Origin of the sequence: Mixta sp. BE291 (assembly GCF_031457955.1) — a bacterium.
Classification (GTDB): domain Bacteria; phylum Pseudomonadota; class Gammaproteobacteria; order Enterobacterales; family Enterobacteriaceae; genus Mixta.
In genome coordinates, this window is record NZ_JAVDXN010000009.1 from 94,548 (window position 1) to 117,130 (window position 22,583).

Annotated in this window: 19 protein-coding genes and 1 pseudogene; 13 read left to right on the forward strand and 7 right to left on the reverse strand. The window is 52.9% G+C overall.

Features of this window, described 5'->3' with window-relative positions:
* Nucleotides 1-502: 502 nt before the first annotated feature.
* The 6 genes and pseudogenes from J2X14_RS18070 to J2X14_RS18095 form a co-directional block, all read left to right on the forward strand.
* Nucleotides 503-679: pseudogene (locus tag J2X14_RS18070) on the forward strand (DUF3289 family protein); the annotation flags it as partial.
* Nucleotides 669-1,133 (forward strand): DUF943 family protein, encoded by a 465-nt coding sequence (locus tag J2X14_RS18075; RefSeq protein WP_352412559.1) that lies wholly within the window; start codon nucleotides 669-671, stop codon nucleotides 1,131-1,133. The pseudogene J2X14_RS18070 and the gene J2X14_RS18075, both read left to right, overlap by 11 nt.
* A 319-nt stretch (nucleotides 1,134-1,452) precedes the next feature.
* Nucleotides 1,453-1,848: a polyketide cyclase gene (locus J2X14_RS18080; RefSeq protein ID WP_352412560.1), complete on the forward strand. Its 396-nt coding sequence runs from the start codon at nucleotides 1,453-1,455 to the stop codon at nucleotides 1,846-1,848.
* Nucleotides 1,849-2,363: 515 nt separating this feature from the next.
* Complete coding sequence (locus J2X14_RS18085) at nucleotides 2,364-2,639, forward strand: bacteriocin immunity protein (protein WP_352412561.1); 276 nt, start codon at nucleotides 2,364-2,366, stop codon at nucleotides 2,637-2,639.
* A gap of 87 nt (nucleotides 2,640-2,726) precedes the next feature.
* The gene (locus J2X14_RS18090; protein ID WP_352412562.1) at nucleotides 2,727-4,217 is read left to right on the forward strand and encodes an MOP flippase family protein; all 1,491 of its coding nucleotides are present in this window, start codon (nucleotides 2,727-2,729) and stop codon (nucleotides 4,215-4,217) included.
* A gap of 211 nt (nucleotides 4,218-4,428) precedes the next feature.
* Nucleotides 4,429-5,046 carry a trimeric intracellular cation channel family protein gene (locus J2X14_RS18095; protein WP_352412563.1) on the forward strand — a complete coding sequence of 206 codons (618 nt, stop codon included), beginning with the start codon at nucleotides 4,429-4,431 and terminating at the stop codon, nucleotides 5,044-5,046.
* Here the strand turns inward: J2X14_RS18095 and ligB are convergent.
* The gene (gene ligB, locus J2X14_RS18100) at nucleotides 5,021-6,784 is read right to left on the reverse strand and encodes an NAD-dependent DNA ligase LigB (RefSeq protein ID WP_352412564.1); all 1,764 of its coding nucleotides are present in this window, start codon (nucleotides 6,782-6,784) and stop codon (nucleotides 5,021-5,023) included. The genes J2X14_RS18095 and ligB overlap by 26 nt on opposite strands.
* Nucleotides 6,785-7,034: 250 nt before the next feature.
* Between ligB and gmk the strand changes: the two genes are divergently transcribed.
* From gmk to recG, 5 genes are read left to right on the forward strand one after another with little or no spacing between them, the layout of a single operon-like run.
* Entirely contained in the window at nucleotides 7,035-7,658 is a 624-nt protein-coding gene (gene gmk / locus J2X14_RS18105) for a guanylate kinase (RefSeq protein ID WP_352412565.1), read from the forward strand.
* A 54-nt stretch (nucleotides 7,659-7,712) separates the two neighbouring features.
* Complete coding sequence (rpoZ, locus tag J2X14_RS18110; RefSeq protein ID WP_085069262.1) at nucleotides 7,713-7,988, forward strand: DNA-directed RNA polymerase subunit omega; 276 nt, start codon at nucleotides 7,713-7,715, stop codon at nucleotides 7,986-7,988.
* A 19-nt stretch (nucleotides 7,989-8,007) separates the two neighbouring features.
* On the forward strand, nucleotides 8,008-10,116 hold the full coding sequence (spoT, locus tag J2X14_RS18115; RefSeq protein WP_352412566.1) for a bifunctional GTP diphosphokinase/guanosine-3',5'-bis pyrophosphate 3'-pyrophosphohydrolase: 2,109 nt from the start codon (nucleotides 8,008-8,010) through the stop codon (nucleotides 10,114-10,116).
* Nucleotides 10,117-10,119: 3 nt separating this feature from the next.
* Nucleotides 10,120-10,815: a tRNA (guanosine(18)-2'-O)-methyltransferase TrmH gene (gene trmH / locus J2X14_RS18120; protein ID WP_352412567.1), complete on the forward strand. Its 696-nt coding sequence runs from the start codon at nucleotides 10,120-10,122 to the stop codon at nucleotides 10,813-10,815.
* Nucleotides 10,812-12,893 (forward strand): ATP-dependent DNA helicase RecG, encoded by a 2,082-nt coding sequence (gene recG / locus J2X14_RS18125; protein ID WP_352412568.1) that lies wholly within the window; start codon nucleotides 10,812-10,814, stop codon nucleotides 12,891-12,893. Before trmH ends, recG begins: the two co-directional genes overlap by 4 nt.
* Before the next feature lie 15 nt (nucleotides 12,894-12,908).
* Here the strand turns inward: recG and J2X14_RS18130 are convergent, their stop codons facing one another.
* Nucleotides 12,909-14,141 carry a hypothetical protein gene (locus J2X14_RS18130; RefSeq protein WP_352412569.1) on the reverse strand — a complete coding sequence of 411 codons (1,233 nt, stop codon included), beginning with the start codon at nucleotides 14,139-14,141 and terminating at the stop codon, nucleotides 12,909-12,911.
* Between the two features lie 208 nt (nucleotides 14,142-14,349).
* Here J2X14_RS18130 and J2X14_RS18135 point away from each other — a divergent pair, with 208 nt between their 5' ends.
* Complete coding sequence (locus J2X14_RS18135; protein ID WP_352412570.1) at nucleotides 14,350-15,735, forward strand: nucleobase:cation symporter-2 family protein; 1,386 nt, start codon at nucleotides 14,350-14,352, stop codon at nucleotides 15,733-15,735.
* A 128-nt stretch (nucleotides 15,736-15,863) separates the two neighbouring features.
* Nucleotides 15,864-17,546: an AsmA family protein gene (locus J2X14_RS18140; protein WP_352412571.1), complete on the forward strand. Its 1,683-nt coding sequence runs from the start codon at nucleotides 15,864-15,866 to the stop codon at nucleotides 17,544-17,546.
* Here J2X14_RS18140 and fabY read toward each other — a convergent pair.
* The 5 genes from fabY to typA all read right to left on the reverse strand — a co-directional run bounded on the left by fabY (nucleotide 17,537) and on the right by typA (nucleotide 22,436).
* On the reverse strand, nucleotides 17,537-18,466 hold the full coding sequence (gene fabY / locus J2X14_RS18145; protein WP_352412594.1) for a fatty acid biosynthesis protein FabY: 930 nt from the start codon (nucleotides 18,464-18,466) through the stop codon (nucleotides 17,537-17,539). The two genes, J2X14_RS18140 and fabY, sit on opposite strands and share 10 nt — an antisense overlap.
* Nucleotides 18,467-18,522: 56 nt before the next feature.
* Nucleotides 18,523-18,960, reverse strand: coding sequence for a D-aminoacyl-tRNA deacylase (dtd, locus tag J2X14_RS18150; protein ID WP_352412572.1), 438 nt, complete (start codon nucleotides 18,958-18,960; stop codon nucleotides 18,523-18,525).
* Complete coding sequence (locus J2X14_RS18155; RefSeq protein WP_352412573.1) at nucleotides 18,957-19,820, reverse strand: virulence factor BrkB family protein; 864 nt, start codon at nucleotides 19,818-19,820, stop codon at nucleotides 18,957-18,959. The genes dtd and J2X14_RS18155 overlap by 4 nt, the downstream gene beginning before the upstream one ends.
* Before the next feature lie 3 nt (nucleotides 19,821-19,823).
* Nucleotides 19,824-20,420, reverse strand: coding sequence for a glucose-1-phosphatase (yihX, locus tag J2X14_RS18160; protein WP_352412574.1), 597 nt, complete (start codon nucleotides 20,418-20,420; stop codon nucleotides 19,824-19,826).
* 192 nt (nucleotides 20,421-20,612) lie between these two features.
* The gene (typA, locus tag J2X14_RS18165) at nucleotides 20,613-22,436 is read right to left on the reverse strand and encodes a ribosome-dependent GTPase TypA (protein WP_352412575.1); all 1,824 of its coding nucleotides are present in this window, start codon (nucleotides 22,434-22,436) and stop codon (nucleotides 20,613-20,615) included.
* Between the last annotated feature and the right edge of the window lie 147 nt (nucleotides 22,437-22,583).

The window sequence follows — 22,583 nt, forward strand, 5'->3', positions numbered from 1 at the left end:
TTAAGTATAGCTTGATTAAGATTCAATCGAAAAATCATATCTATAAATAATAAAAATATAATAAATTCATATGCATATCGGCGAATCTATCATTTTTTCAATTAACTAAGTTTAGTCAAGCATTCACACCTTGTACCATAGATCGTACCAATCGCAAGGAGTATGTAAAAAAAAACCATTAAAATCATCAGCTTAAAATTTAAAAAATATACAGATTCAGAATATCGAATAATTTTGCATATCATCGCATGAAATTGCAGATAATCACTATGGCCCGCTAAATGCGGGCTTTTTTATTTACATGCTGTCGCATATGGGTGCGTAACATCGCGGGTGAAGGGTTTACCCAAGTCTATTTACGAGAGCCATTCTGAGTACACCCTTCATTCGACATACAGGCGGCACATGCCAGAGATTAACCCTACCGGCGCTTGAATAGAAGGTATCTATAAAACCGCCACCAGTACTTTGATGAACGTCGGACAGGGCAGTGGTGCATTAAAAAGTACAGGATCACTTTGGCCTTGACAGCGACGATATACTGAAAACAAAATTCAGCCAGTTTCATTTCTTTCGTATCTGGTTTGTTCTTCAGCGGTACAATAAATTTGGCTTCAAGTCTTTCATAACCAACATGGAAGCTACTGTAGAGATTACCGGGGGCCGTAATGAAAGCTAACCTCAAAAAAACTCTGCTGATTCTCATTGTCGCTGGCGGTGTGTTAATGGACTATTTTTTGTGGTTAACCTCACGCCCGATAGAAATCATCGCCGTCCATCAGGAAGATAATTTTAGCGATGTTTTAGTGAATCATTTCCCGCCCACTATCAGAGGCAAAATTGACTGGTGGCTAAAGAACAAGGAAATACTGGAACAACGTTATGACATTCCTAAACCGGCCCCCTATGGTAATTATACTGTAAGCTTCTGGTTGTTTAGGGATGGTTATAAAGAGGAAGGAAAATATGACAGACTCTGTTTTAAAAATATGCAACCACCGATTAATTGTATAGAAAAAGAGCGAGTTTTCTGGGTGAGTTACAGTAAAAACAGAGGAATTATATATACAATAGATGATGGCGAATATCGCACCGGAAAAGATGGGGAAATAATAAAACTTAAAGATGAATAGAACCGCTCACCTCGCGTAGAGACAGCAATGAAATCATCCTCCCTGCCTGACTTGCATCAGCAAAGCGGAGGAAGCAAAATGCGGGAGAGGGTATCTCGGCGGAGAGAAAAGCGGCAACGCCTTACCGCCTGCCCCAGGCGCATCAACACGCAGATTCAAGCCCATTATCTGCCAGAACGAAAACGTTTGGCGCTAAGCATTGGCGATCAACGCTTTCTCCACCAGGCAGCATCAATTTTTACCGGCGATTTTCGCCCGGCCCATTCCTTTACGCTTTGCCTAATGTTTAAATCGTTTCAGGCCCAACTCCGGAGGTAACATGCTGCCATCACATACGCTGAGTCTGACCATTACTCGTCACTGGCTGGATCTCTATGAAACTATCTGGAAACCAGACTATTTCCCTAAATGGGTTGCCCAATTAGGCGAGGCGCCGTTACAGGCCGATGGAAGTTACTGGAAAGCGAAAGGAACGGATGGAACGTTGCGGGTGCGCTTTTCCGAGCATAACAGCTACGGGGTAATGGACTACTGGATTGATAATGGCTTCGGTAAAGAAATTTATATGCCGATGCGTATTGTACCTAACCAGGAAGGCGCGCAGGTGCTGCTGACGCTTTTTCGTCAACCCTTTACCTCTGACGAAAAATTCCAGCAAGAGCTGACGTCGTTAGAACAGAACCTGCAACGGCTTTATCAGCGGGTGACCGCCTGAAAGCCGCAATGCCTGCGGGGTGGTGGCTTCACTACCTTGCGGGCGTTCCCCCTTTAATCCCAGCATTGACCGTCATTTTGCGCTGCGCTGCCAGACGTCCTTCCTGTTACGATCCCTTAGTTACACAGAGAGGTTTAACTATGTCCGGAACTAATAAAAACTTAGCGCTCGCTAACCGTGCAGAAGCCTTACGCATTCTCCGGTAAAAAACAGGCGTAGCGTAACTTTACTTAATGAAACTCTGCGCGTCTAATTATTAACCAACCAATCTTAACCTCATGATAATCAACCGGTTAAAGACGAAAAAAATCAAACCCGCGTTAACTAAAAAAATAAGACATTAATATAATTACAGGTTTCCCCTTCCATTTTTTTAAAACCATTCATTTTTTACATCCATTTATTATTATGGTTGCAGTTTCAGATATTTCTTATGGTGCTTCTTGCAAGGAAAAAAGTTATAAATCTTCCCGCACACAGCAACTTCTTATAATCAGATCTTCCAGGACTTTCCTATGGAACGCATATCTCTGCAAGACTTTACTGAGCAAGAATTTATTAATTTTGCAAAAAAAATATTGTTAGCTGAGTTCGAAACCACAGAAGGATTGCTAAAAGCAGTGACGGAGTTTGTTTTATTATCAGGACACCCAGCTGGTACCGATCTTATTGTATATCCGCAAGATTTTAATATTACTACGCCACAAAGCATGGTGGAAGTGATCAAAAAATGGCGAAATGAGCATGGGCTGCCTTGCTTCCGGGAAGATTATTTCGCTATCGCCTTATAATAAAAAATTTACCTGCCATAAAAATTATAAAAATAGTTATTAGGTGTTCGCTTGCCGGCACCCTTTTTTTATCATCATGGGTATGTTATGTCTTTGAAGCAAAAAGCAATTAATGGCGCGAAATGGTCGGCCATTTCGTCAGTAATGACGATAGGGCTTGGCCTGTTACAGTTAACCCTGCTCGCCAGAATGATCGATCCGAAACAATTTGGTTTATTAACTATTGCTCTGGTTATTCTGACATTGGTGGATACGCTATCTGATTTTGGTTTATCCAATTCAGTTATACAGCGAAAATCCATGTCTGAAACTGAGTTATCAACCCTTTACTGGCTAAATATTTTTATTGGCCTGGTAGTTTTTGCCGTTATCTATTTTAGCAGCCATGCGATTAGCGCATTACTTCAACAACCCGATTTGAATGAGCTTATAGAAGCGCTATCTGTTGCCTTTATTATTATCCCGCAGGGACAACAGTTCCGTGCTTTATTGCAAAAAGAGCTGGCTTTCACGCAAATTGGTCGTACCGAAGTGCTGGCGGCGCTGGCGGGATTTGCCGTTACGTTGATTTCAGCGTTGTGGTCCCCCTCGGCGCTCTGCGCTATCTGGGGATATCTCACGATGATCTCGGTACGCATGCTGCTGTTTTGCTATTACGGCGGAAAAATTTACCGTCCTCAATTTGTGTTTGAATTAAAAAGCGTGCGCAGTAATTTACGCTATGGCGGCTACCTGACCGCAGACAGTTTAATTAATCAGCTGAGTATGAATATGCCGACCATGCTGCTCTCACGCCTGTTAGGCGCGATAGCGACCGGTGGGTATAACCTTGCCTACAACCTTGCCGTTATGCCGCCTGCGAAGCTTAACCCTATTCTGTCGCGCGTGTTATTTCCGGCTTTTGCGCAGATGCAGGACGATCGGCCACGCCTGCGCCATAACTTTTATAAAATGTTATCGATCATGAGTTTGCTGAATTTCGTGGCGCTGTTGGGCATGGCTGGCGTCGCGCATAACTTAGTGTTAAGCCTGTTTGGGGAACGCTGGTTGTTTATGGTTCCGGTGCTGCAAATACTCTGTATTGCGGGCATTATGCGAGCAATTAACAACCCGGTAGGCGCGCTGGTTATGGCAAAAGGCGCTGTTGATATCAGCTCAAAGCTTAATGCGCTTCGTCTGGCGCTTTCTGTACCGGTTATCTGGTCAGGCGCGCACTGGGGCGGGCTGATGGGCGCTACCGTTGGTTTTACCCTGTTGCAGGTGCTTACCGCCCTGATGAATTACTTCTTTTTAATTCGTCCGCTATTAGGTGCCAGCGCTAAAACCTATTTAGCCAGCCAGTGGATGCCGTTGCGTATGGCGCTGCCCACGCTTTGGATCAGTTATGCGCTTGGCTACGCCTTAGAAGGCATAACGCCGACGACGCTTACGCTTACCCTACAAATCGCCGCAGGCGGGCTGGTATGGGGCTTAATGCTTGTGGGTAGCCACGATCCACTGGTGCTTGAACTCAAACAGATTGTGCTGCGTAAAACGCGTCCGACTGGGGCGTTAAAAAACCAGGAAAAATTAATATAATAATAAAAGCTGTGATGGGTGGCTAAATGCCTGCAAACAGGTATTTTTATTAAGCGCGCTGCTATAGCGCGCTTTTTTTATGCCTTTTTGCCCAAGGCCTTTTCCGCTTCGCATAAACTGAGATAATCCGAAAGCGAATGCCTTAGAAATTTTCACTCGTCTACACTCAGAGAAGCGCTGTAGGCTTGCCACCGTGTTCCTGGAGCTGGCTATGTTACTGACCGTACTCTATATCATCGGCATTACTGCCGAAGCGATGACCGGCGCGCTTGCTGCCGGACGACGAAAAATGGATCTCTTTGGCGTGATCATTATTGCCTCGGTAACTGCTATTGGCGGCGGTTCCGTGCGTGACATGCTGTTAGGTCATTACCCGCTCGGCTGGGTAAAACATCCTGAATACATCATGATTGTCGCCGCCGCTGCCGTTATCACCACCTTTGTTGCCCCCCTGATGACCCATCTGCGCAAAGTTTTTCTGGTGCTGGATGCGTTAGGATTGGTGGTTTTCTCCATTATTGGCGCTCAGGTTGCGCTTGATATGGGGCACGCTTCGATTATCGCTGCCATCAGCGCGGTTATTACCGGTGTCTTTGGCGGCGTGCTGCGCGATATGTTTTGCAACCGCATTCCGCTGGTGTTTCAGAAAGAGCTGTACGCTGGCATCGCCTTTGCCGCAGGCTGGCTCTATATCCTGCTGTTAAAGACGCCGCTATCGCATGAAACGGTCATTCTGATTACGTTACTGTTCGGTTTTCTTTCCCGTTTGCTGGCGCTGCGTTTTCGGTTGGGGTTACCCATTTTCAATTACCCGCATCCGGAACATTGATGCCCTGCGTTTCTGGTGGATCGGGCTGCTCGGGCTGGGCTAACGTGGCCGAGGCCAGCCCTTTCTGCGCGGCTTGCCACCGCTGAATAAAATCTATCATCTTTCTCACCTGCTCATCCTTCAGCCAGGTATCAATTCGCTGTGCCAGCGTCGCGCCTACGCCGGGTAGCTGCTGCCAGCTTTGCAGGCTACGCGCCAGCAATTGAGGCCAGGTTGAATCCGGCAGCGCATTCAGCGCGCTAGCAGGCAGAGGAACGCCAAGTGCTTTTACCCAGCGGCGAAAAGGCTGATGCTGCACCTGATTAAAGTAATGGACGATTTGTTTGGCTCTTAACGGCGTAATGCCCGGCAAGGTTGCCAGCTGCTCGCTTTCCATTTCCAGCCAGGAAAAGAGATGCACAAAATCAGGCAGCTGAAGCAGGCGTTGCCAGGTGCTGCGCTGAATACCTGGCAGATCGAGTACGTCCCGCTGGCTTAGCCAACTCAGGCGGGAAAGAAACTGCTTGCGGCAATCGGCGCGGTTATAAAAGCAGCTCAGGCTATGATAATTTTCCGCGACGGGAGGCTCTGGGCGGGTACGCTCGATGACGCGCCAAATTACTTTTTTCAGATGTGGAATACCCTGCCCAGCCAGACCAATCGCCACCTGATCGCCGGGGACAATGTCCAGCGCCCGCCATCTTGCCAACGAGCCGAGGCTGACCCGCCGCACGGTTTTGTCATCCAACTGTACGGGCGCAACGTTTAGCACCGAGGAGATTTTCCCGGTACGCCCTATTGGAAAATCAATAGATTGCACTTCGCTGCTGACAACGGGCGGCGTATATTTCCAGGCGGCGGATTCATCGTTGCTGCCGGGTATCCATTGTTTAGCGGCTGAACGACGATCCTGATGAATCACGACGCCATCAGTGACAAAGGGCAGCGCCGAGCGGAACCAACGCATGCGCCATAGCGCTACTTCTTCCTCATCGCTGACCGGCTGCGTCCAGGCGCTGGCGACATCAAACCCTAACTGCTTAAGCGCCGCTTGCCGCTGCGTCATGGTTTGCGGCCCGTCAGGCCATGCCCAGATAAAGATACCCAGCTGCGAGAGTAAAGGAGACGGTTGCTGGCGCCTAAGCGCACCCGCAACCTGAGCGCGTGCATTTTGGCCGCCGTCTGTTACCTGACGATGATCGGTCATGGTTAAAAACAGTTCGCCCTGCAATATCAGTACAGGCCTTTTATCCGGAATAGCCTGCGGAAGCGCAGGGATATAAGCCGCTTTCTCCAGCCAGTTTTGCCCCTTCAGGCCATCGCCACGGCTAATCAACGAGACCAGCTTTCCCTGGCGATAGACCAGCGTCACCGCAACACCATCAACTTTTGGCTGCACCCAGAGCGGCCCTTTGCCCTGCATCCAGTACGCCACCGCCAGCTTGTCCGGCAGTTTCTTTACCCCCGTATGCGCAACGGGATGATCAACCGTACCGTTATCAGCCCAGACCGAGCGATCGGGTGCCGCTGCAGGCTGGAAACAGTGCTGCCATTGCCGCAGCCGGTGTTGCAGGTTGTCATAGAGGGCGTCCTCAATCAGCGTCTCACCATCGCCATAATAGGCGCGATCCCAACTGCGCAACTGCTGCTGTAGGCGGGCGATCTCTTCCGCCGCCCGCACCGGCGTCCAGCGCGGACATAGCGCCTGCGCCGTTCCGGCAAACAGACACAGCAACCATAAGGCTGTCTTTCCTGACATAGTTCCTCCTTGTTCTCGGCTGCGGCAGTAAAGCCGATTAACCGCAAGGCCGCGAGCAGCAGGAAACTAAACTGGAAAACCGCGCAAAAATTTTTACTGCAAAGCGTGCAAACCGCCGCGTCTTACGCGGCCTGCTTTCCATAAAACAAGAAAAACCACAGCGGAGCGGCGCAAACGCTGCATGGCGGCGGCAAGCTGTGTATACTGTGCAGGAAACAGACTCCGCTCTTTTAACACTTCAAGAACTATCATGGCTCAAGGCACGCTTTATATTATTTCCGCCCCCAGCGGCGCAGGCAAATCCAGTCTGATTCAGGCTATGCTGAAAACGCAGCCGCTTTACGATACGCAGGTATCCATTTCGCACACCACACGCGGAATGCGCCCCGGCGAGCAGCACGGCGAGCACTACTATTTCGTTGCTAAACAAGAGTTTGAAGCAATGATTGAGCAGGATGCTTTTCTTGAGCATGCTGAAGTGTTTGGTAATTACTACGGCACGTCGCGCGCGGCGATCGATCAAGTGCTGGCAACCGGTGTTGATGTCTTTCTGGATATTGACTGGCAGGGCGCGCAGCAGATCCGGCAGAAAATGCCGTCGGCGCGCAGTATCTTTGTTTTACCGCCCTCGAAAGAGGAGCTGGATCGCCGCTTACGCGGTCGTGGTCAGGATAGCGAAGAGGTGATTGCTCGCCGCATGGCGCAGGCCGTTGCCGAGATGAGCCACTACGCCGAGTACGACTATTTGATCGTTAATGATGATTTTGACCTCGCGCTATCGGATCTCAAAACCATTATTCGCGCTGAGCGTCTGCGTATGGGCCGTCAAAAAGCCCGGCATGATGCATTAATCAGCAAACTATTGGCAGACTGAAGTCACTTTCAGTATTATGCCCAGTCATTTCTTCACCTGTGGAGTAGCACACTTATGGCACGCGTAACCGTTCAGGACGCAGTAGAGAAAATTGGTAACCGTTTTGACCTGGTTCTGGTCGCTGCACGTCGCGCACGTCAGATGCAGGTGAGCGGTAAAGATCCGCTGGTACCGGAAGAGAACGATAAGCCGACCGTTATCGCTCTGCGTGAAATCGAAGAAGGCCTGATCACTAATCAGATCCTTGATGTTCGTGAGCGCCAGGAACAGCATGAGCAAGAAGCCGCCGAGTTGCAGGCTGTTACCGCTATTGCTGAAGGTCGTCGTTAATTAGCCGGAAGGCTCGCCCTTGTATCTTTTTGAAAGCCTCAATCAGCTGATTGAAAAATACTTGCCTGAGGAGCAGATCAAGCGCCTCAAGCAAGCTTACCTTGTCGCACGTGATGCTCACGAGGGGCAGACTCGCTCCAGCGGTGAGCCTTATATCACGCATCCCGTCGCCGTCGCCTGTATTCTGGCGGAAATGAAGCTCGACTATGAAACGCTCATGGCCGCGCTGCTGCACGACGTGATTGAAGACACGCCCGCCACCTATCAGGACATGGAGCAGCTGTTCGGCAAAAGCGTCGCCGAACTGGTTGAAGGCGTATCCAAGCTGGATAAGCTGAAGTTCCGTGATAAAAAAGAGGCGCAGGCGGAAAACTTCCGCAAAATGATCATGGCGATGGTGCAGGATATTCGCGTCATCCTGATCAAGCTGGCTGACCGTACGCATAATATGCGCACGCTGGGCTCGCTGCGACCAGATAAACGGCGGCGCATCGCGCGTGAAACGCTGGAAATCTACAGCCCGCTGGCGCACCGGTTAGGTATCCATCACCTGAAAACCGAGCTGGAAGAGCTGGGCTTCGAAGCGCTCTATCCCAATCGTTATCGCGTTATTAAAGAAGTGGTGAAAGCCGCGCGCGGTAACCGTAAGGAGATGATCCAGAAAATCCTTGCGGAGATCGAAGGGCGACTTCAGGAAGCCGGTATTCCCTGCCGCGTATTTGGTCGTGAAAAGCACCTCTATTCCATCTACTGCAAAATGAACCTGAAAGAGCAGCGTTTCCACTCGATTATGGATATCTACGCGTTTCGCGTCATTGTCCGTGATGTGGATACCTGTTATCGCGTGCTGGGTCAGATGCATAGCCTGTATAAGCCGCGTCCGGGTCGGGTGAAGGATTATATCGCCATCCCGAAAGCGAACGGCTATCAGTCGCTGCATACCTCAATGATTGGCCCGCATGGCGTGCCGGTTGAGGTGCAGATCCGTACGGAAGATATGGATCAGATGGCAGAGATGGGGGTTGCGGCGCACTGGGCTTATAAAGAACAGGGCGAGAGCGGCACTACCGCGCAGATACGTGCGCAACGCTGGCTGCAAAGCCTGCTGGAACTGCAACAGAGCGCCGGTAGCTCCTTTGAATTTATTGAAAGCGTTAAATCCGATCTGTTCCCGGATGAGATTTACGTTTTCACGCCGGAAGGGCGTATTGTCGAGCTGCCAGCTGGCGCGACGCCGGTGGATTTCGCCTATGCGGTGCATACCGATATTGGTCATGCCTGCGTGGGCGCGCGCGTCGACAGGCAGCCCTATCCCCTTTCGCAGCCGCTGGCCAGCGGTCAAACGGTGGAAATCATTACCGCGCCAGGCGCCCGTCCTAACGCCGCCTGGCTTAACTTTGTTGTCAGCTCCAAGGCGCGCGCCAAAATTCGTCAGCTGCTGAAAAACCTCAAGCGCGAAGATTCAGTAAGCCTGGGACGTCGCCTGCTTAACCATGCGCTCGGCGGCAGCCGTAAACTGGCTGAGATTGCGCCAGAAAGCATTGAGCAAGAGCTGGAGCGGATGAAGCTGGCATCGCTGGATGATCTGCTGGCAGAGATTGGCCTGGGCAACGCAATGAGCGTGGTGGTAGCGAAAAACCTGCTGGATACCGCAGGCGGCGTCTCCAGTAATGCCACCTCACGCAGCAAGCTGGCGATCAAAGGCGCTGATGGCGTACTGATTACCTTTGCCAAGTGCTGTCGTCCGATTCCTGGCGACCCGATTGTGGCGCACGTCAGTCCCGGTAAGGGATTGGTGGTTCACCATGAGTCGTGCCGTAATATTCGTGGCTATCAGAAAGAGCCCGAGAAGTTTATGGCGGTGGAATGGGATAAAGAAACCGAGCAGGAATTTGTCGCTGAGATTAAAGTCGATATGTTTAACCATCAGGGCGCGCTGGCGAACCTGACGGCGGCGATTAACACAGCCAAATCGAATATCCAAAGCCTGAACACGGAAGAGCGTGACGGCCGCGTTTACAGCGCCTTTATTCGTTTGACGGCACGCGATCGCGTTCATTTGGCGAATATTATGCGCAAAATTCGTGTAATGCCGGACGTAATCAAAGTTCACCGTAACCGAAATTAACGCATGAATGCTCAACGTTTTGCTCGTATACGCGAGATGCTGGCCGCGCGCCAGCATGATCTCACCGTCTGCATGGAGCAGGTACATAAACCCCACAACGTCTCCGCGATTATTCGTACGGCGGACGCGGTGGGCGTTCATGAAGTTCACGCTATCTGGCCCGCTAACCGCATGCGTACCGTGGTTTCGTCGGCGGCAGGCAGCAATAGCTGGGTGCAGGTCAAAACCCATCGCACCATTGCGGATGCGGTAACCCATCTGAAACAGCAGGATATGCAGATCCTGGCGACCAACCTTTCCGCCAAAGCGGTGGATTTCCGGGAAATCGACTATACCCGTCCAACCTGTGTTTTGATGGGACAGGAAAAAACCGGGATTACACAGGAAGCGCTGGCGCTGGCCGATCAAGACATCATTATCCCGATGGTGGGCATGGTGCAGTCGCTGAACGTTTCGGTCGCCTCCGCGCTGATTCTCTATGAAGCGCAACGCCAGCGGCAAAATGCCGGTATGTATCAGCGTGATATCAGCACGCTGCCGCATGCGGAACAGCAACGTTTGCTGTTTGAGGGCGGCTATCCGGTTCTGGCGCGCGTGGCTAAACAGAAAGGTTTGCCGCGCCCCGAAATCAGCGACAACGGCGAAGTGATTGCCGATGCCGAGTGGTGGGCCGCTATGCAGTCAACGGCTAAACGATGACAGGCCGCCTGCTGGATGCCGTTCCGCTCAATACCCTTTCCGGCGTAGGCGCAAGCCAGGCTGGAAAGCTGGCAAAGATCGGGCTGCATACCGTGCAGGATTTACTGCTGCACCTGCCGCTGCGTTATGAAGATCGCACGCAACTCTATCGTATTAACGATCTGTTGCCCGGCATCTGGGCAACGGTAGAAGGCGAGGTGCTGCATACCGATGTGACTTTTGGGCGGCGGCGGATGTTGGTCAGCCAGATCAGCGATGGCTCTGGCGTCGTAACGCTGCGCTTTTTCAACTTTAATGCCGGAATGAAAAACGGCTTGTCGCCCGGCGCGCGCGTAACGGCGTATGGCGAGATCAAACGGGGCCAGCGCGGCGCAGAGATGATTCATCCTGAATATCGTATTCAGGGTGAACACAGCGTAACCGAATTGCAGGAAACGTTAACGCCGGTTTATCCCACCACCGAAGGCATTCGCCAGGCCACGCTACGTAGCCTGACCGATCAGGCGCTGCAGTTGCTGGATACCTGCCCGATTGCCGAATTGCTGCCTGCCGAATTACGCGGCGGCCTGCTGAGCCTGCCCGATGCGCTACGCACGCTGCATCGCCCGCCGCCGGATATTCAGCTGGTCGATCTGGAAAGCGGTCGCCATCCTGCCCAGCGCCGCCTGATTCTGGAAGAGCTGCTGGCGCATAACCTGAGCATGCTGGCGGTGCGTGCAGGCGCGCAACGCTATCACGCGCTGGCTATGCCGCCGCGTCATCAGCTGCGCGATCGGCTGCTGGCGGCGCTGCCGTTTAAACCCACCGCCGCTCAGCAGCGGGTGGTAAAAGAGATCGAGCAGGATTTAAATCACGATTACCCCATGATGCGTCTGGTTCAGGGCGATGTCGGCTCCGGCAAAACGCTGGTGGCGGCTCTGGCCGCGCTGGATGTCATCGCTCACGGAAAGCAGGTTGCGCTGATGGCGCCGACCGAGCTGCTGGCCGAACAGCATGCTAACAACTTCCGCCAGTGGTTTGCGCCGTTGGGGCTGGAGGTGGGCTGGCTGGCTGGCAAGCAGAAGGGTAAAGCGCGCCTGGCGCAGCAGGAAGCCATTGCCAGCGGCAAGGTTTCTATGGTGGTGGGTACGCATGCGATTTTCCAGGAACAGGTACAGTTTAACGGCCTGGCGCTGGTGATTATTGATGAACAGCACCGCTTCGGCGTCCATCAGCGGCTGGCGCTGTGGGAAAAAGGTGAGGAGCAAGGTTTCCATCCTCATCAGCTGATCATGACCGCCACGCCCATTCCGCGTACGCTGGCGATGACCGCTTATGCCGATTTAGATACCTCAGTTATCGATGAGCTTCCTCCCGGACGTACGCCGGTGACCACGGTCGCCATTCCTGACACGCGGCGCGCAGATATCATTGAGCGGGTAAAAAGCGCCTGCCAGAAGGAAGGACGTCAGGCCTACTGGGTATGCACCCTGATTGAAGAGTCTGACCTGCTGGAAGCGCAGGCGGCAGAAGCAACCTGGGAAGAGTTAAAGCTGGCATTGCCCGATTTACAGGTCGGCCTGGTGCATGGGCGCATGAAGCCGAAGGAAAAACAGGACGTTATGCAGGCGTTCAAACAGGGCGCGATGCAGCTGCTGGTAGCAACGACTGTAATTGAAGTTGGCGTGGATGTGCCTAATGCCAGCCTGATGATTATCGAAAACCCGGAGCGTCTGGGCCTGGCTCAGCTGCATCAGCTGAGAGGGCGCGTGGGCCGTGGCGCGGTCGCCTCGCACTGTGTGCTGCTCTACAAATCGCCGTTAAGCAAAACGGCGCAAAAGCGATTGCAGGTGCTGCGGGACAGCAACGACGGCTTCGTTATTGCGCAGTGCGATCTGGAAATCCGCGGGCCAGGAGAGCTGCTGGGTACGCGGCAAACCGGCAACGCGGAATTTAAAGTGGCCGATCTGCTGCGCGATCAGGCGCTTATCCCTGAGGTACAGCGTATTGCGCGTCATATTCACCAGCATTATCCACAGCAGGCCCAGGCGTTGATTGAGCGCTGGCTACCGGAAACCGATCGCTACACCAACGCCTGAATTAAGAAACATAATTTATTGCGTATCGTTGTTTGTTTTTAAACGCTCTTGCTGTTGCGCTCTTCTGCTTAATCTCTCTTTAAGCTCATTCACAAACGCCTCACTCTTTTCTGGCTTTGAAAGGTTACTCTTTTTAGGGCTGATAGATGTTGCCTTTTTATTACCCACCGTCCCCGTTTGCCTTTTATCGCTAACTGGCCGTTTTTCGGCGGACGGCGGCGGCGGCGGTGGTGGCGGTACACCATCTTTGCACTTCTCAATAAACGCCTGCCTGTTTTTTAATTCATCGATCTTTTTTCGCGCCTCTTGCTGCGCTTCTTTCGCTTTGTCCGCAGCCTTTTTTTCGGCCAGCTCTTGATCGCTTTTCGCTTTAATAGCAGCGTTTTCCTGCATTTGTTGATAGATTTTTTTCTGGAATGGCGTCAGTTTATTCACGTCAAGATTGTTAAAAAAGGCACCCGGTGTTGTCACCTGCTCGTTACTGCCAGTTTTTTTTTGCATTACCCTACTATTTTTTCCTGCACCGTTGCTCGGTCTTTTAGTTAACTCGTTGTTATAAATAAGAAAATCCTGCGCCGGTAGTGGTGGTGGTGGTGGCGCGAGTTGTGCCGAGGAGGATGCTAACGGCGGCGCGGGCGGCGGCACAAGTTGCACAGACGACGGCGCAGGCTGTTTTGACGACGACACGGATGACGACGACAGCGGCGCGAGTTGTGCGGACTGTGCTAATGGCGATGCAGCCTGTATCGATGATGATGCGGACCGTGATGCCGGTTGCGCTGGCGTCGATACAAAAGGTTCTGTTATGGACGTCGTATTGCCAGATTGCATGCGATCCGTTGTCATGCTGCTATTATTATTCGACAAAGGCGGCGGCGGCGGTAACTTGGCAGGTGCCTGTTTGGAAGAGTGGAAAAAATTTTCCGCGCAAGGCGTAAACGCCGAGACTTTTTCATTACCGTTAAATGGTTTTATACTCGCTTTCGTTAATAAATTACGTAAGATTGAATCTTCGTTAAAGGATATGCGATTAACACTTATTACCTGCGCAGCAGAGTTTTCCTTATTGGACCTACGTCCCTTCAGAAATATACTAATATTTATTACTCTTTTTAATAAGTTACCTAAACGTGAAAATGAACTTTTTTTACTTTTCTCGGTAATGTTATTCTCTACCGCTTTACCCTTAACGCCTTCCTGATTAAAAAAACGGCTGGTAGACAATCCTGCCTGGCTAACTTTGCACATGTTTTTCCTTTTTAATAATTTTTAGACCAAAAACAGACAAACCGAAATACAACTGCGCGTTATAAACTAAACGTTCTAACAATAATTTCGAAAACCGCTTTTTCTGATGACGTTGCTAACGGGCCGTAACGCGAAACCCATAGGCAATCGATTGCTTTTGCCATAAAGAGGATTACAATCGCATCTTTGCTTTTCAGGGAATGTAGTGATGTCGGCCAACCCCAGTAAAACCCCCTCACCTGCGTCTGCGATTAAAACAAATAGCGAACTGATTTATCGTCTGGAAGATCGTCCGCCGCTGGCACAAACCTTGTTTGCTGCCTGCCAGCATCTGCTGGCCATGTTTGTCGCGGTGATCACCCCCGCTCTGCTGATTTGCCAGGCGCTTGGCCTGCCCGCTGAGGATACGCAGCACATTATCAGCATGTCGCTTTTCGCTTCTGGCGTTGCCTCGATTTTACAGATTAAAACCTGGGGGCCGGTTGGCTCAGGGCTGCTTTCTATTCAGGGCACCAGCTTTAACTTTGTTAGCCCGCTGATTATGGGCGGCCTGGCGTTAAAAAATGGCGGTGCCGATGTGCCGACGATGATGGCCGCGCTGTTCGGAACGCTGATGATCGCTTCCTGTACTGAAATGGTACTTTCGCGCGTGCTGCATCTGGCGCGGCGGATTATTACGCCGCTGGTCTCCGGGATTGTGGTGATGATTATCGGCCTGTCGCTGATTCAGGTGGGGTTAACCTCTATCGGCGGCGGCTTTGCCGCGATGAACGATCACACCTTCGGCGCGCCGAAAAACTTGCTGCTGGCGGGCGTGGTGCTGGCAGTGATCATTATTTTGAATCGTCAACGCAACCCATACCTGCGTGTCGCTTCGCTGGTCATTGCGATGGCGGTGGGTTATTTGCTGGCGTGGGCGCTGGATATGCTGCCGCAAAACAGCACATCGGGCAGCAGCGCGCTGATGGCCGTTCCGATACCGCTCTATTACGGTCTGGGCTTTGACTGGAACCTGCTGATTCCGCTGATGCTGGTCTTTATGGTGACATCGCTGGAAACCATCGGCGATATTACCGCCACCTCTGACGTCTCAGAGCAGCCGGTTAGCGGGCCGCTCTATATGAAGCGTCTGAAAGGCGGCGTGCTGGCGAACGGCCTGAACTCCTTTGTCTCGGCGTTGTTTAACACCTTCCCTAACTCCTGTTTCGGCCAGAACAATGGCGTTATCCAGCTGACCGGCGTAGCCAGCCGTTACGTGGGTTTTGTCGTGGCGCTGATGCTGATTGTGCTTGGCCTGTTTCCTGCGGTAAGCGGCTTTGTGCAGCATATCCCCGAGCCGGTACTGGGCGGCGCAACCATTGTGATGTTCGGCACCATCGCCGCTTCCGGCGTGCGCATTGTTTCACGCGAGCCGTTAAACCGTCGGGCAATCATGATCATGGCGCTTTCGCTGGCGGTGGGCCTTGGCGTATCGCAGCAACCGCTGATTTTACAGTTTGCGCCTGACTGGTTAAAAACACTGCTCTCTTCTGGTATCGCCGCCGGTGGCATTACCGCTATTCTGCTGAATCTGTTTTTTCCGCACGAGAAATAACCTTTGCGGGGCGGGCTACGGCTCGCCCTGCGCATCCTGATTATTCCAGCTTTACAACCAGGCGGTTGAGCTATGTCAGTAATTAAGGCATAACAGGCGGTACTGGAAATTCATACGGAAGGATGCAAATGAAGTTTGTCGGAAAGGTAACGCTTTCACTGCTATTGCTACTGTTGCTAACGCTATTGGCGGGCTATTTTTTACTGCAAACTCGTTGGGGTGCGGAATGGGCCAGCAGGCGAATAAGCGATGATACGGCATGGCATCTTTCCGTCGGCAAAATAGAGCATAATTTTTCCAGCCCTGCGCTGCTGACCTTACATAACATAAGCTTCGGCCATGACGGGCAGCCCGCTGTTATCGTGGCTAAAACCGTTAATCTCGGTTTGAGCTTCTCGCTGTTGAGCGATGCGCTGCATTTTACCCGCATTGAATTGCAGGATGGCGCACTGAACCTCGCCAATATGACGAAGGATATGGGCTGGTCGTTACAGGCCGATCGCCTTCAGCTGCGCAATATGAAGCTGAATAGCCCGCAGCAGGCCATTAAGGCAGTCGCGCTAAACGGCGGCGTGATCCCCTGGCAGCCTCGCGCAGGGGATGTTCTGGGCGCTAACGCCAGTTTTCAGGCCAGCGCGGAGAGCATGACGCTAAACGGTCTGGCGTTGTCCGATGCCTTAATCCAGGGGAAAACCAGCGATCGCCAGCTGGTCATTAATAATTTCGGTGCCGATCTGGCACGCGGCTCTGTCACCGGCAGCGCCCAACGCGATGCGCAGGGCAAGTGGGACGTCTCCGCGCTGCGCCTGAATGATATTCGCCTGCAAACCGATAAATCGCTTAGCGCATTCTTGCAGCCGCTTCGTGACCTGCCGCCGATCTATTTTTCCCGCGTGGATGTAACGGATGCGCGTCTACAGGGGCCGGACTGGGCGATTACCGATCTCGATTTAGTGCTAAAAAAACTGACGATCAGCCATGGCGACTGGCAAAGCGAGGATGGCTCGCTGGCCCTGAATGCCGACAACTTTATTAACGGTCAGCTGACGTTAAACGATCCGCTGCTGAACCTCGACTTCTCGCCGCAGGGCGTGACGGACGCACGCTTTAGTTCACGCTGGGTAAATGGTTTAGTTCGTGCGCAGGGCAATTGGCAACGACAGACCAGGCAGCTGACGCTGGATGAACTGGTGCTGGCGGGGCTGGAATATACGCTGCCGGAAAACTGGCGCGAGCGCTGGATGTCCACGTTACCGGCCTGGCTTGATAGCGTACGGGTGAAAAAGCTGAGTGGCAGCCGCAATCTGATTATTGATGTGAATCCGCAATATCCGTTTCAGATAACCGCGCTGGACATCACCGGCTCTGACCTGCTGCTGGCGCGCGATCATCAGTGGGGCATCTGGCAGGGTGCGCTGAACCTGAACGCTGCGGAAGCCACCTTCAACCGCACAGATGTGCGTCATCCTTCGCTGACGCTAAGCGCCAGTGACCAACAAATTTCGGTCACGGAGATGAGCGCGTTTGCGGAAAAAGGGATGCTGGAAGGGCTGGCGACGCTGGATCAAACGCCAGCGCGTCAGCTTTCATTAACGTTGAACGGTCGGGGCGTACCGGCGAATGTATTGCAGAATTGGGGCTGGCCCGCTCTGCCGCTAACCGGCGAGGCCACGTTACAGTTGCAGCTACAGGCGCGTCTGGCGGCGGAAACCGCCTTAAAGCCCAGCGCTAACGGCACCTTAACGCTGACCGCAGACGGAAAAACGCTCCAGCAAATAATGACTCGTGGGGAAGTCAGCAATCAGCCATGAGGCTCCAGCGGCCCGTCGGGATCGGCGGGCAGCACAATATAAACCCCGTTAAATATCGCCCCGCTCTCTTCACTGCCGAACAGCTCGACCTCAAGCTGCACGCGCGCTTTACGCCCACGTGCCAGACGATCGAGATCGCCGCTTAGCGAACCGAGATCGGCGGAGGCGCTGGGCTTGCCGCTGATGGGCTTGCTGTAACGAATATGGGCATCGGCCAGAATAATCGTGCCGCCTAAATGGCGCTCGCGCAGCAGCAGCCAGATCAACCCCCAGCCGGTTAACGTCGCCAGGGAAAACAGGCTGCCCGCAAACAGCGTATGGTGCGGGTTCTGATTGCCGGTTTCCGGCATGGTGGTCATGAATTTCTGCCCGGTGTATTGGGTGATGCGCACGCCCATTTTTTCACTGAGCGGGATATGTTCGTACCAGGCCTGCTGCAGCTGCCCGCACCAGTCCGCACGATGCAGAATGTCATCCAGCGTGATAACCGGTTTAATCATTAAAAAGTGGCGTACCGGCGTGGTGAGCGGTGCGGTGATCTCTCCCTGGTTAACGTAGCCCAGCTTGGCAAAGAACTCGACCGCATCTTCACGCGCGCTACATACCACCCGTTTCACGCCTTCCTGACGCGCCACCGATTCCAGCGTCATCGCCACCAGCGTGCCTAATCCTTTGCCCTGAACCGTAGGATGCACCGCCAGAAAGCGAATCGAGGCTTCATTGTCCGCATTGATATAAAGACGGCCCGCTGCGACAGGTTTGCCCTGCTCATCCACCACCATTTGATGATGGGCCATGGCGTCCCAGCCGTCCCGTTCGGAACCCTGCGGCTGGCGCAGCGGTTTACGTAACATTTCCCAGCGGAACTGATAATACATCTCCAGTTCTTCGGCAGTTTCCGGCACTCGTAGATGATACATAAAAGCACTCTCTCGTTCGGCGTGGGCGGGATGGTTCCAGGCGGTAGCGACCAGCGTCATACCTGTAGCCAGAAGGTTACCGGCCCATCATTTACTAAGGCAACCTGCATATCTGCGGCGAAACGCCCGTTTTCCACGGCGATCGCTTTTTGTCGGCAACAATCACTAAAGTAGTGATAGAGACGCTCCGCCTCCTGCGGCTCAGCGCCACGGGAAAAGCTGGGTCGCATGCCCTTTTGCGTATCGGCAGCCAGCGTAAACTGTGAAACCACTAATACGCTGCCGCCAGCCTGCTGGACATTCAGGTTCATTTTGCCGTTTTCATCGCTAAAAATACGGTAGCCCAGCACGCGGTCGCACAGGCGCTGCGCTTTTTGCTCATCATCCTCTTTTTCCACGCCCAGCAAGATCAACAAACCGGGCCCAATTTCTCCCACGGTTTCATTTGCTACCGTCACGCTGGCGTTTAGCACCCGCTGAATTAAGGCAATCATACTTCCTCACTGCTTTCTTTTTGTTGTTGTCGCTGACGATACTCGCCCAGCGTGACGGTTATTTCCGCCCCTAATAATACGATACACCACGTCCAGTAAACCCACAGGAACAGAATCGGCACCACCGCCAGCACGCCGTAAATCAACTGATACGAAGGGAACGTGGTGATGTACAGCGCAAACGCTTTTTTACCCAGCTCAAACAGCAAGCCCGCCACCAGCGCCCCGATTAAAGCATCGCGCTGTGGCACCCGCGTGGTGGGCACCAGACTGTATAACAGCCAGAAGGCCAGCCAGGAAAGCAGCAGCGGGAAGAGGCGCAGCGTCTGATCGATAAGCCCGGTTACGCCGCTGACCGTCACCCATTTCAGCGACAAAAGCCAGGTGCTAATCGCCAGACTGGCACCGGCCAGCAGCGGCCCCAGCGTCAGGATCATCCAGTAGACGGCAAACGAGTAGACCAGCGGACGTTTTTTCTGGCTGCGCCAGATGGCGTTTAGCGCACTGTCGATGGAGTGCATCAGCAGCAGCGCAGTGACAATCAGCCCCACCGCGCCCACCACCGTCATTTTATTGACGTTGGCAACAAAACGGTCGAGGTAATCCTGCACTACATTGCCCGCAGCGGGAACGAAGTTATTGAAGATAAAGTGCTTTAGCTGCACGCTGATATCAGAGAACACCGGGAAGGCGGCAAAAAGCGAAAACACCACCGCCACCAGCGGCACCAGCGCCAGTAAAGAGACAAAGGCGAGGTTGCCCGCCTCGGTCGTCATGCCATCGTGTTCAATCCGATGCCAGAGGAGTTTGAGCCATGCGCTCGCTGTGCGCAGGCGTGGACGTAGTGCGCGCAACGCCATCAGTTAACCACGATGAGCAAACCAGTCCGGCACCACCTGCGCATCGGTGACCTGCACAGCGGTGATGCCCAGCTGCCGCGCGGCTTCGATATTTTCCAGATTATCATCAAAGAAAACGGCGTTGTCGGCGCTAACGCCCTCTTCCTGCAACACGTGCTGAAAAATACGCGCTTCCGGTTTGCGCATGCCTAAATCTTGCGACAGATAGAGCTTATCAGCCGCCTGCTGCACGTCCGGATACTGTGACGGCCAATAGCTACAGTGCAGTCGGTTGGTATTAGAGAGAATCACCACCCGCTCGCCACGCGCGCGCAGCTGTTGCATCAGGGCGATAACGTCATGACGCAGGCCGACAAAAACGGCCTGCCAGCCCGCCGTAAATTGTTCATAGCTGAGCGCGATATCCAGTTCGGCGCAGATCTTCGCCGCGAATTCCTCGTCGCTGATTTCGCCACGCTCATGCTGTTCAAAGCTTTCGCCCATCTGAAAGCGGCTTTGTAGCATCGCCAGCGGCACGCGGCCCAGATCGCTCCAGACGCCCAGTACCCGGCTAAAATCGATATCGACGATGACGTTACCCAGATCAAAGATATAAAGCATGGCCATCTCCTTTCGTCCCGTTGAGCTATTCACTCTAGCGATAAAACAGCAGGCTGAACAGGGCATGAAAGAAAGGATGAAAAAATGAGCGACGCGCGTACAACGCAAGGGAAAGGAAAAATCAGGCAGCAGAAGTAAAAATGGCCCCTTGCGGGGCCATTTAACGGCTTTTATGCACGCTGTAGCGAGACGTTAAACGTCTTTGCTGCCGCGTGAAGCGCGTTTACGATCGTTTTCCGTCAGGTGACGTTTACGAATACGTACGGAGGTCGGCGTTACTTCAACCAGTTCGTCATCATCGATGAACTCGATAGCCTGCTCCAGCGTCATCTTGATCGGCGGTACCAGCGTAGTCGCTTCGTCCGTACCCGATGCACGCATGTTGGTCAGTTTTTTACCGGTCAGACAGTTTACGGTCAGGTCGTTAGAGCGGCTGTGAATGCCGATAATCTGCCCTTCGTAAACTTCTGCGCCGTGACCCAGGAACAGCTTGCCGCGATCCTGCAGACCAAACAGTGCGAAGGCAACTGCCTTGCCCTGGCCGTTAGAGATCAGCACGCCGTTCTGACGCTGACCCACTTCGCCCGGACGCACGTCGTCGTAGTGGCTGAAGGTGGAGTACAGCAGGCCAGTACCGGAAGTCATGGTCATGAATTCGTTACGGAAACCGATCAGACCACGGCTTGGGATCACGTAGTCAAGACGTACGCGGCCTTTGCCATCCGGGTCCATGTTTTTCATGTCGCCTTTACGCTCGCCCATCGCCTGCATAACCGCGCCCTGATGCTGTTCTTCGATATCCAGCGTCACGTTTTCAAACGGTTCCTGCTTACGACCGTCAACTTCGCGGAAGATAACTTTCGGACGGGATACCGCCAGCTCAAAGCCTTCACGACGCATGTTTTCGATCAGTACGGAGAGGTGCAGCTCGCCACGACCGGAAACACGGAACGCATCCGCATCTTCGGTTTCTTCAACGCGCAGCGCAACGTTGTGTACCAGCTCTTTCTTCAGACGATCCAGGATCTGACGTGAAGTAACGTATTTACCTTCTTTACCGCAGAACGGCGAGGTGTTGACGTTAAAGAACATGGTTACGGTCGGCTCATCGACGCTCAGCGGCGGCAGCGCTTCTACATTCTGCGTATCGCAGATGGTATCAGAGATGTTCAGCTCGCCCAGACCGGTGATCGCGATGATGTCGCCCGCTTCAGCCAGATCGGTATCGATACGCTCCAGACCCAGGTGGCCCAGCACTTTACCGACTTTCGCGTTACGCGTTTTGCCTTCGCTATCGATAATCGTAACCTGCTGGTTCGGTTTTACCTTACCACGCTTGATACGACCGATACCGATTACGCCCAGGTAGTTGTTGTAGTCCAGCTGGGAGATTTGCATCTGCAGCGGGCCGTCCAGGTCAACGTTTGGTGCCGGAACGTGTTCAACAATTGCCTGGTACAGCGGGGTCATGTCGTCGGCCATTTCAGAATGGTCGGCGCCAGCGATACCCTGCAGTGCAGAAGCGTAAATAATCGGGAAATCGAGCTGCTCGTCGGTCGCGTCGAGGTTAACGAACAGGTCGAACACCTGATCAACAACCCAGTCAGGACGTGCGCCCGGACGGTCGATTTTGTTGATAACCACGATCGGTTTCAGGCCATGAGCAAAGGCTTTCTTGGTCACGAAACGCGTCTGCGGCATAGGGCCGTCCATCGCGTCGACAACCAGCAGCACTGAATCAACCATGGACATTACGCGCTCAACTTCACCACCGAAGTCGGCGTGTCCCGGGGTATCAACGATGTTGATACGATAGTCGTTCCATTTGATGGCGGTATTTTTCGCGAGGATGGTAATCCCACGCTCTTTCTCCAAATCGTTGGAGTCCATTACACGCTCAGTTGCTTCAGTACGGGCATCAAAAGTACCAGACTGTTGCAGCAGTTTGTCGACCAGGGTGGTTTTCCCATGGTCAACGTGCGCAATAATGGCGATGTTACGCAAATTTTCGATCACAGCTTTGCCTCAGGCATTAGAAATAGCGCGCTATTGTACACGGATTAATCGAAGGACTGAACAGGATCACAAATATCAAAGAAAGAATGCTGCAAGGCTTGCCTTAAACACCACTTTCAGTGCAAAAAATGCACCCGATTGCTCAAC

Bases quoted from the DNA above. Each gene is read 5' to 3' on its own strand.
- gmk (WP_352412565.1), top strand. From the start codon at position 7,035: ATGGCTCAAGGCACGCTTTATATTATTTCCGCCCCCAGCGGCGCAGGC.
- yihX (WP_352412574.1), bottom strand. From the start codon at position 20,420: ATGCTTTATATCTTTGATCTGGGTAACGTCATCGTCGATATCGATTTT.
- J2X14_RS18135 (WP_352412570.1), top strand. From the start codon at position 14,350: ATGTCGGCCAACCCCAGTAAAACCCCCTCACCTGCGTCTGCGATTAAA.
- J2X14_RS18085 (WP_352412561.1), top strand. From the start codon at position 2,364: ATGGAACGCATATCTCTGCAAGACTTTACTGAGCAAGAATTTATTAAT.
- trmH (WP_352412567.1), top strand. From the start codon at position 10,120: ATGAATGCTCAACGTTTTGCTCGTATACGCGAGATGCTGGCCGCGCGC.
- J2X14_RS18095 (WP_352412563.1), top strand. From the start codon at position 4,429: ATGTTACTGACCGTACTCTATATCATCGGCATTACTGCCGAAGCGATG.
- J2X14_RS18130 (WP_352412569.1), bottom strand. From the start codon at position 14,141: ATGTGCAAAGTTAGCCAGGCAGGATTGTCTACCAGCCGTTTTTTTAAT.
- J2X14_RS18090 (WP_352412562.1), top strand. From the start codon at position 2,727: ATGTCTTTGAAGCAAAAAGCAATTAATGGCGCGAAATGGTCGGCCATT.
- fabY (WP_352412594.1), bottom strand. From the start codon at position 18,466: ATGTATCATCTACGAGTGCCGGAAACTGCCGAAGAACTGGAGATGTAT.
- dtd (WP_352412572.1), bottom strand. From the start codon at position 18,960: ATGATTGCCTTAATTCAGCGGGTGCTAAACGCCAGCGTGACGGTAGCA.
- rpoZ (WP_085069262.1), top strand. From the start codon at position 7,713: ATGGCACGCGTAACCGTTCAGGACGCAGTAGAGAAAATTGGTAACCGT.
- ligB (WP_352412564.1), bottom strand. From the start codon at position 6,784: ATGTCAGGAAAGACAGCCTTATGGTTGCTGTGTCTGTTTGCCGGAACG.
- J2X14_RS18080 (WP_352412560.1), top strand. From the start codon at position 1,453: ATGCTGCCATCACATACGCTGAGTCTGACCATTACTCGTCACTGGCTG.
- J2X14_RS18140 (WP_352412571.1), top strand. From the start codon at position 15,864: ATGAAGTTTGTCGGAAAGGTAACGCTTTCACTGCTATTGCTACTGTTG.
- recG (WP_352412568.1), top strand. From the start codon at position 10,812: ATGACAGGCCGCCTGCTGGATGCCGTTCCGCTCAATACCCTTTCCGGC.
- J2X14_RS18155 (WP_352412573.1), bottom strand. From the start codon at position 19,820: ATGGCGTTGCGCGCACTACGTCCACGCCTGCGCACAGCGAGCGCATGG.
- J2X14_RS18075 (WP_352412559.1), top strand. From the start codon at position 669: ATGAAAGCTAACCTCAAAAAAACTCTGCTGATTCTCATTGTCGCTGGC.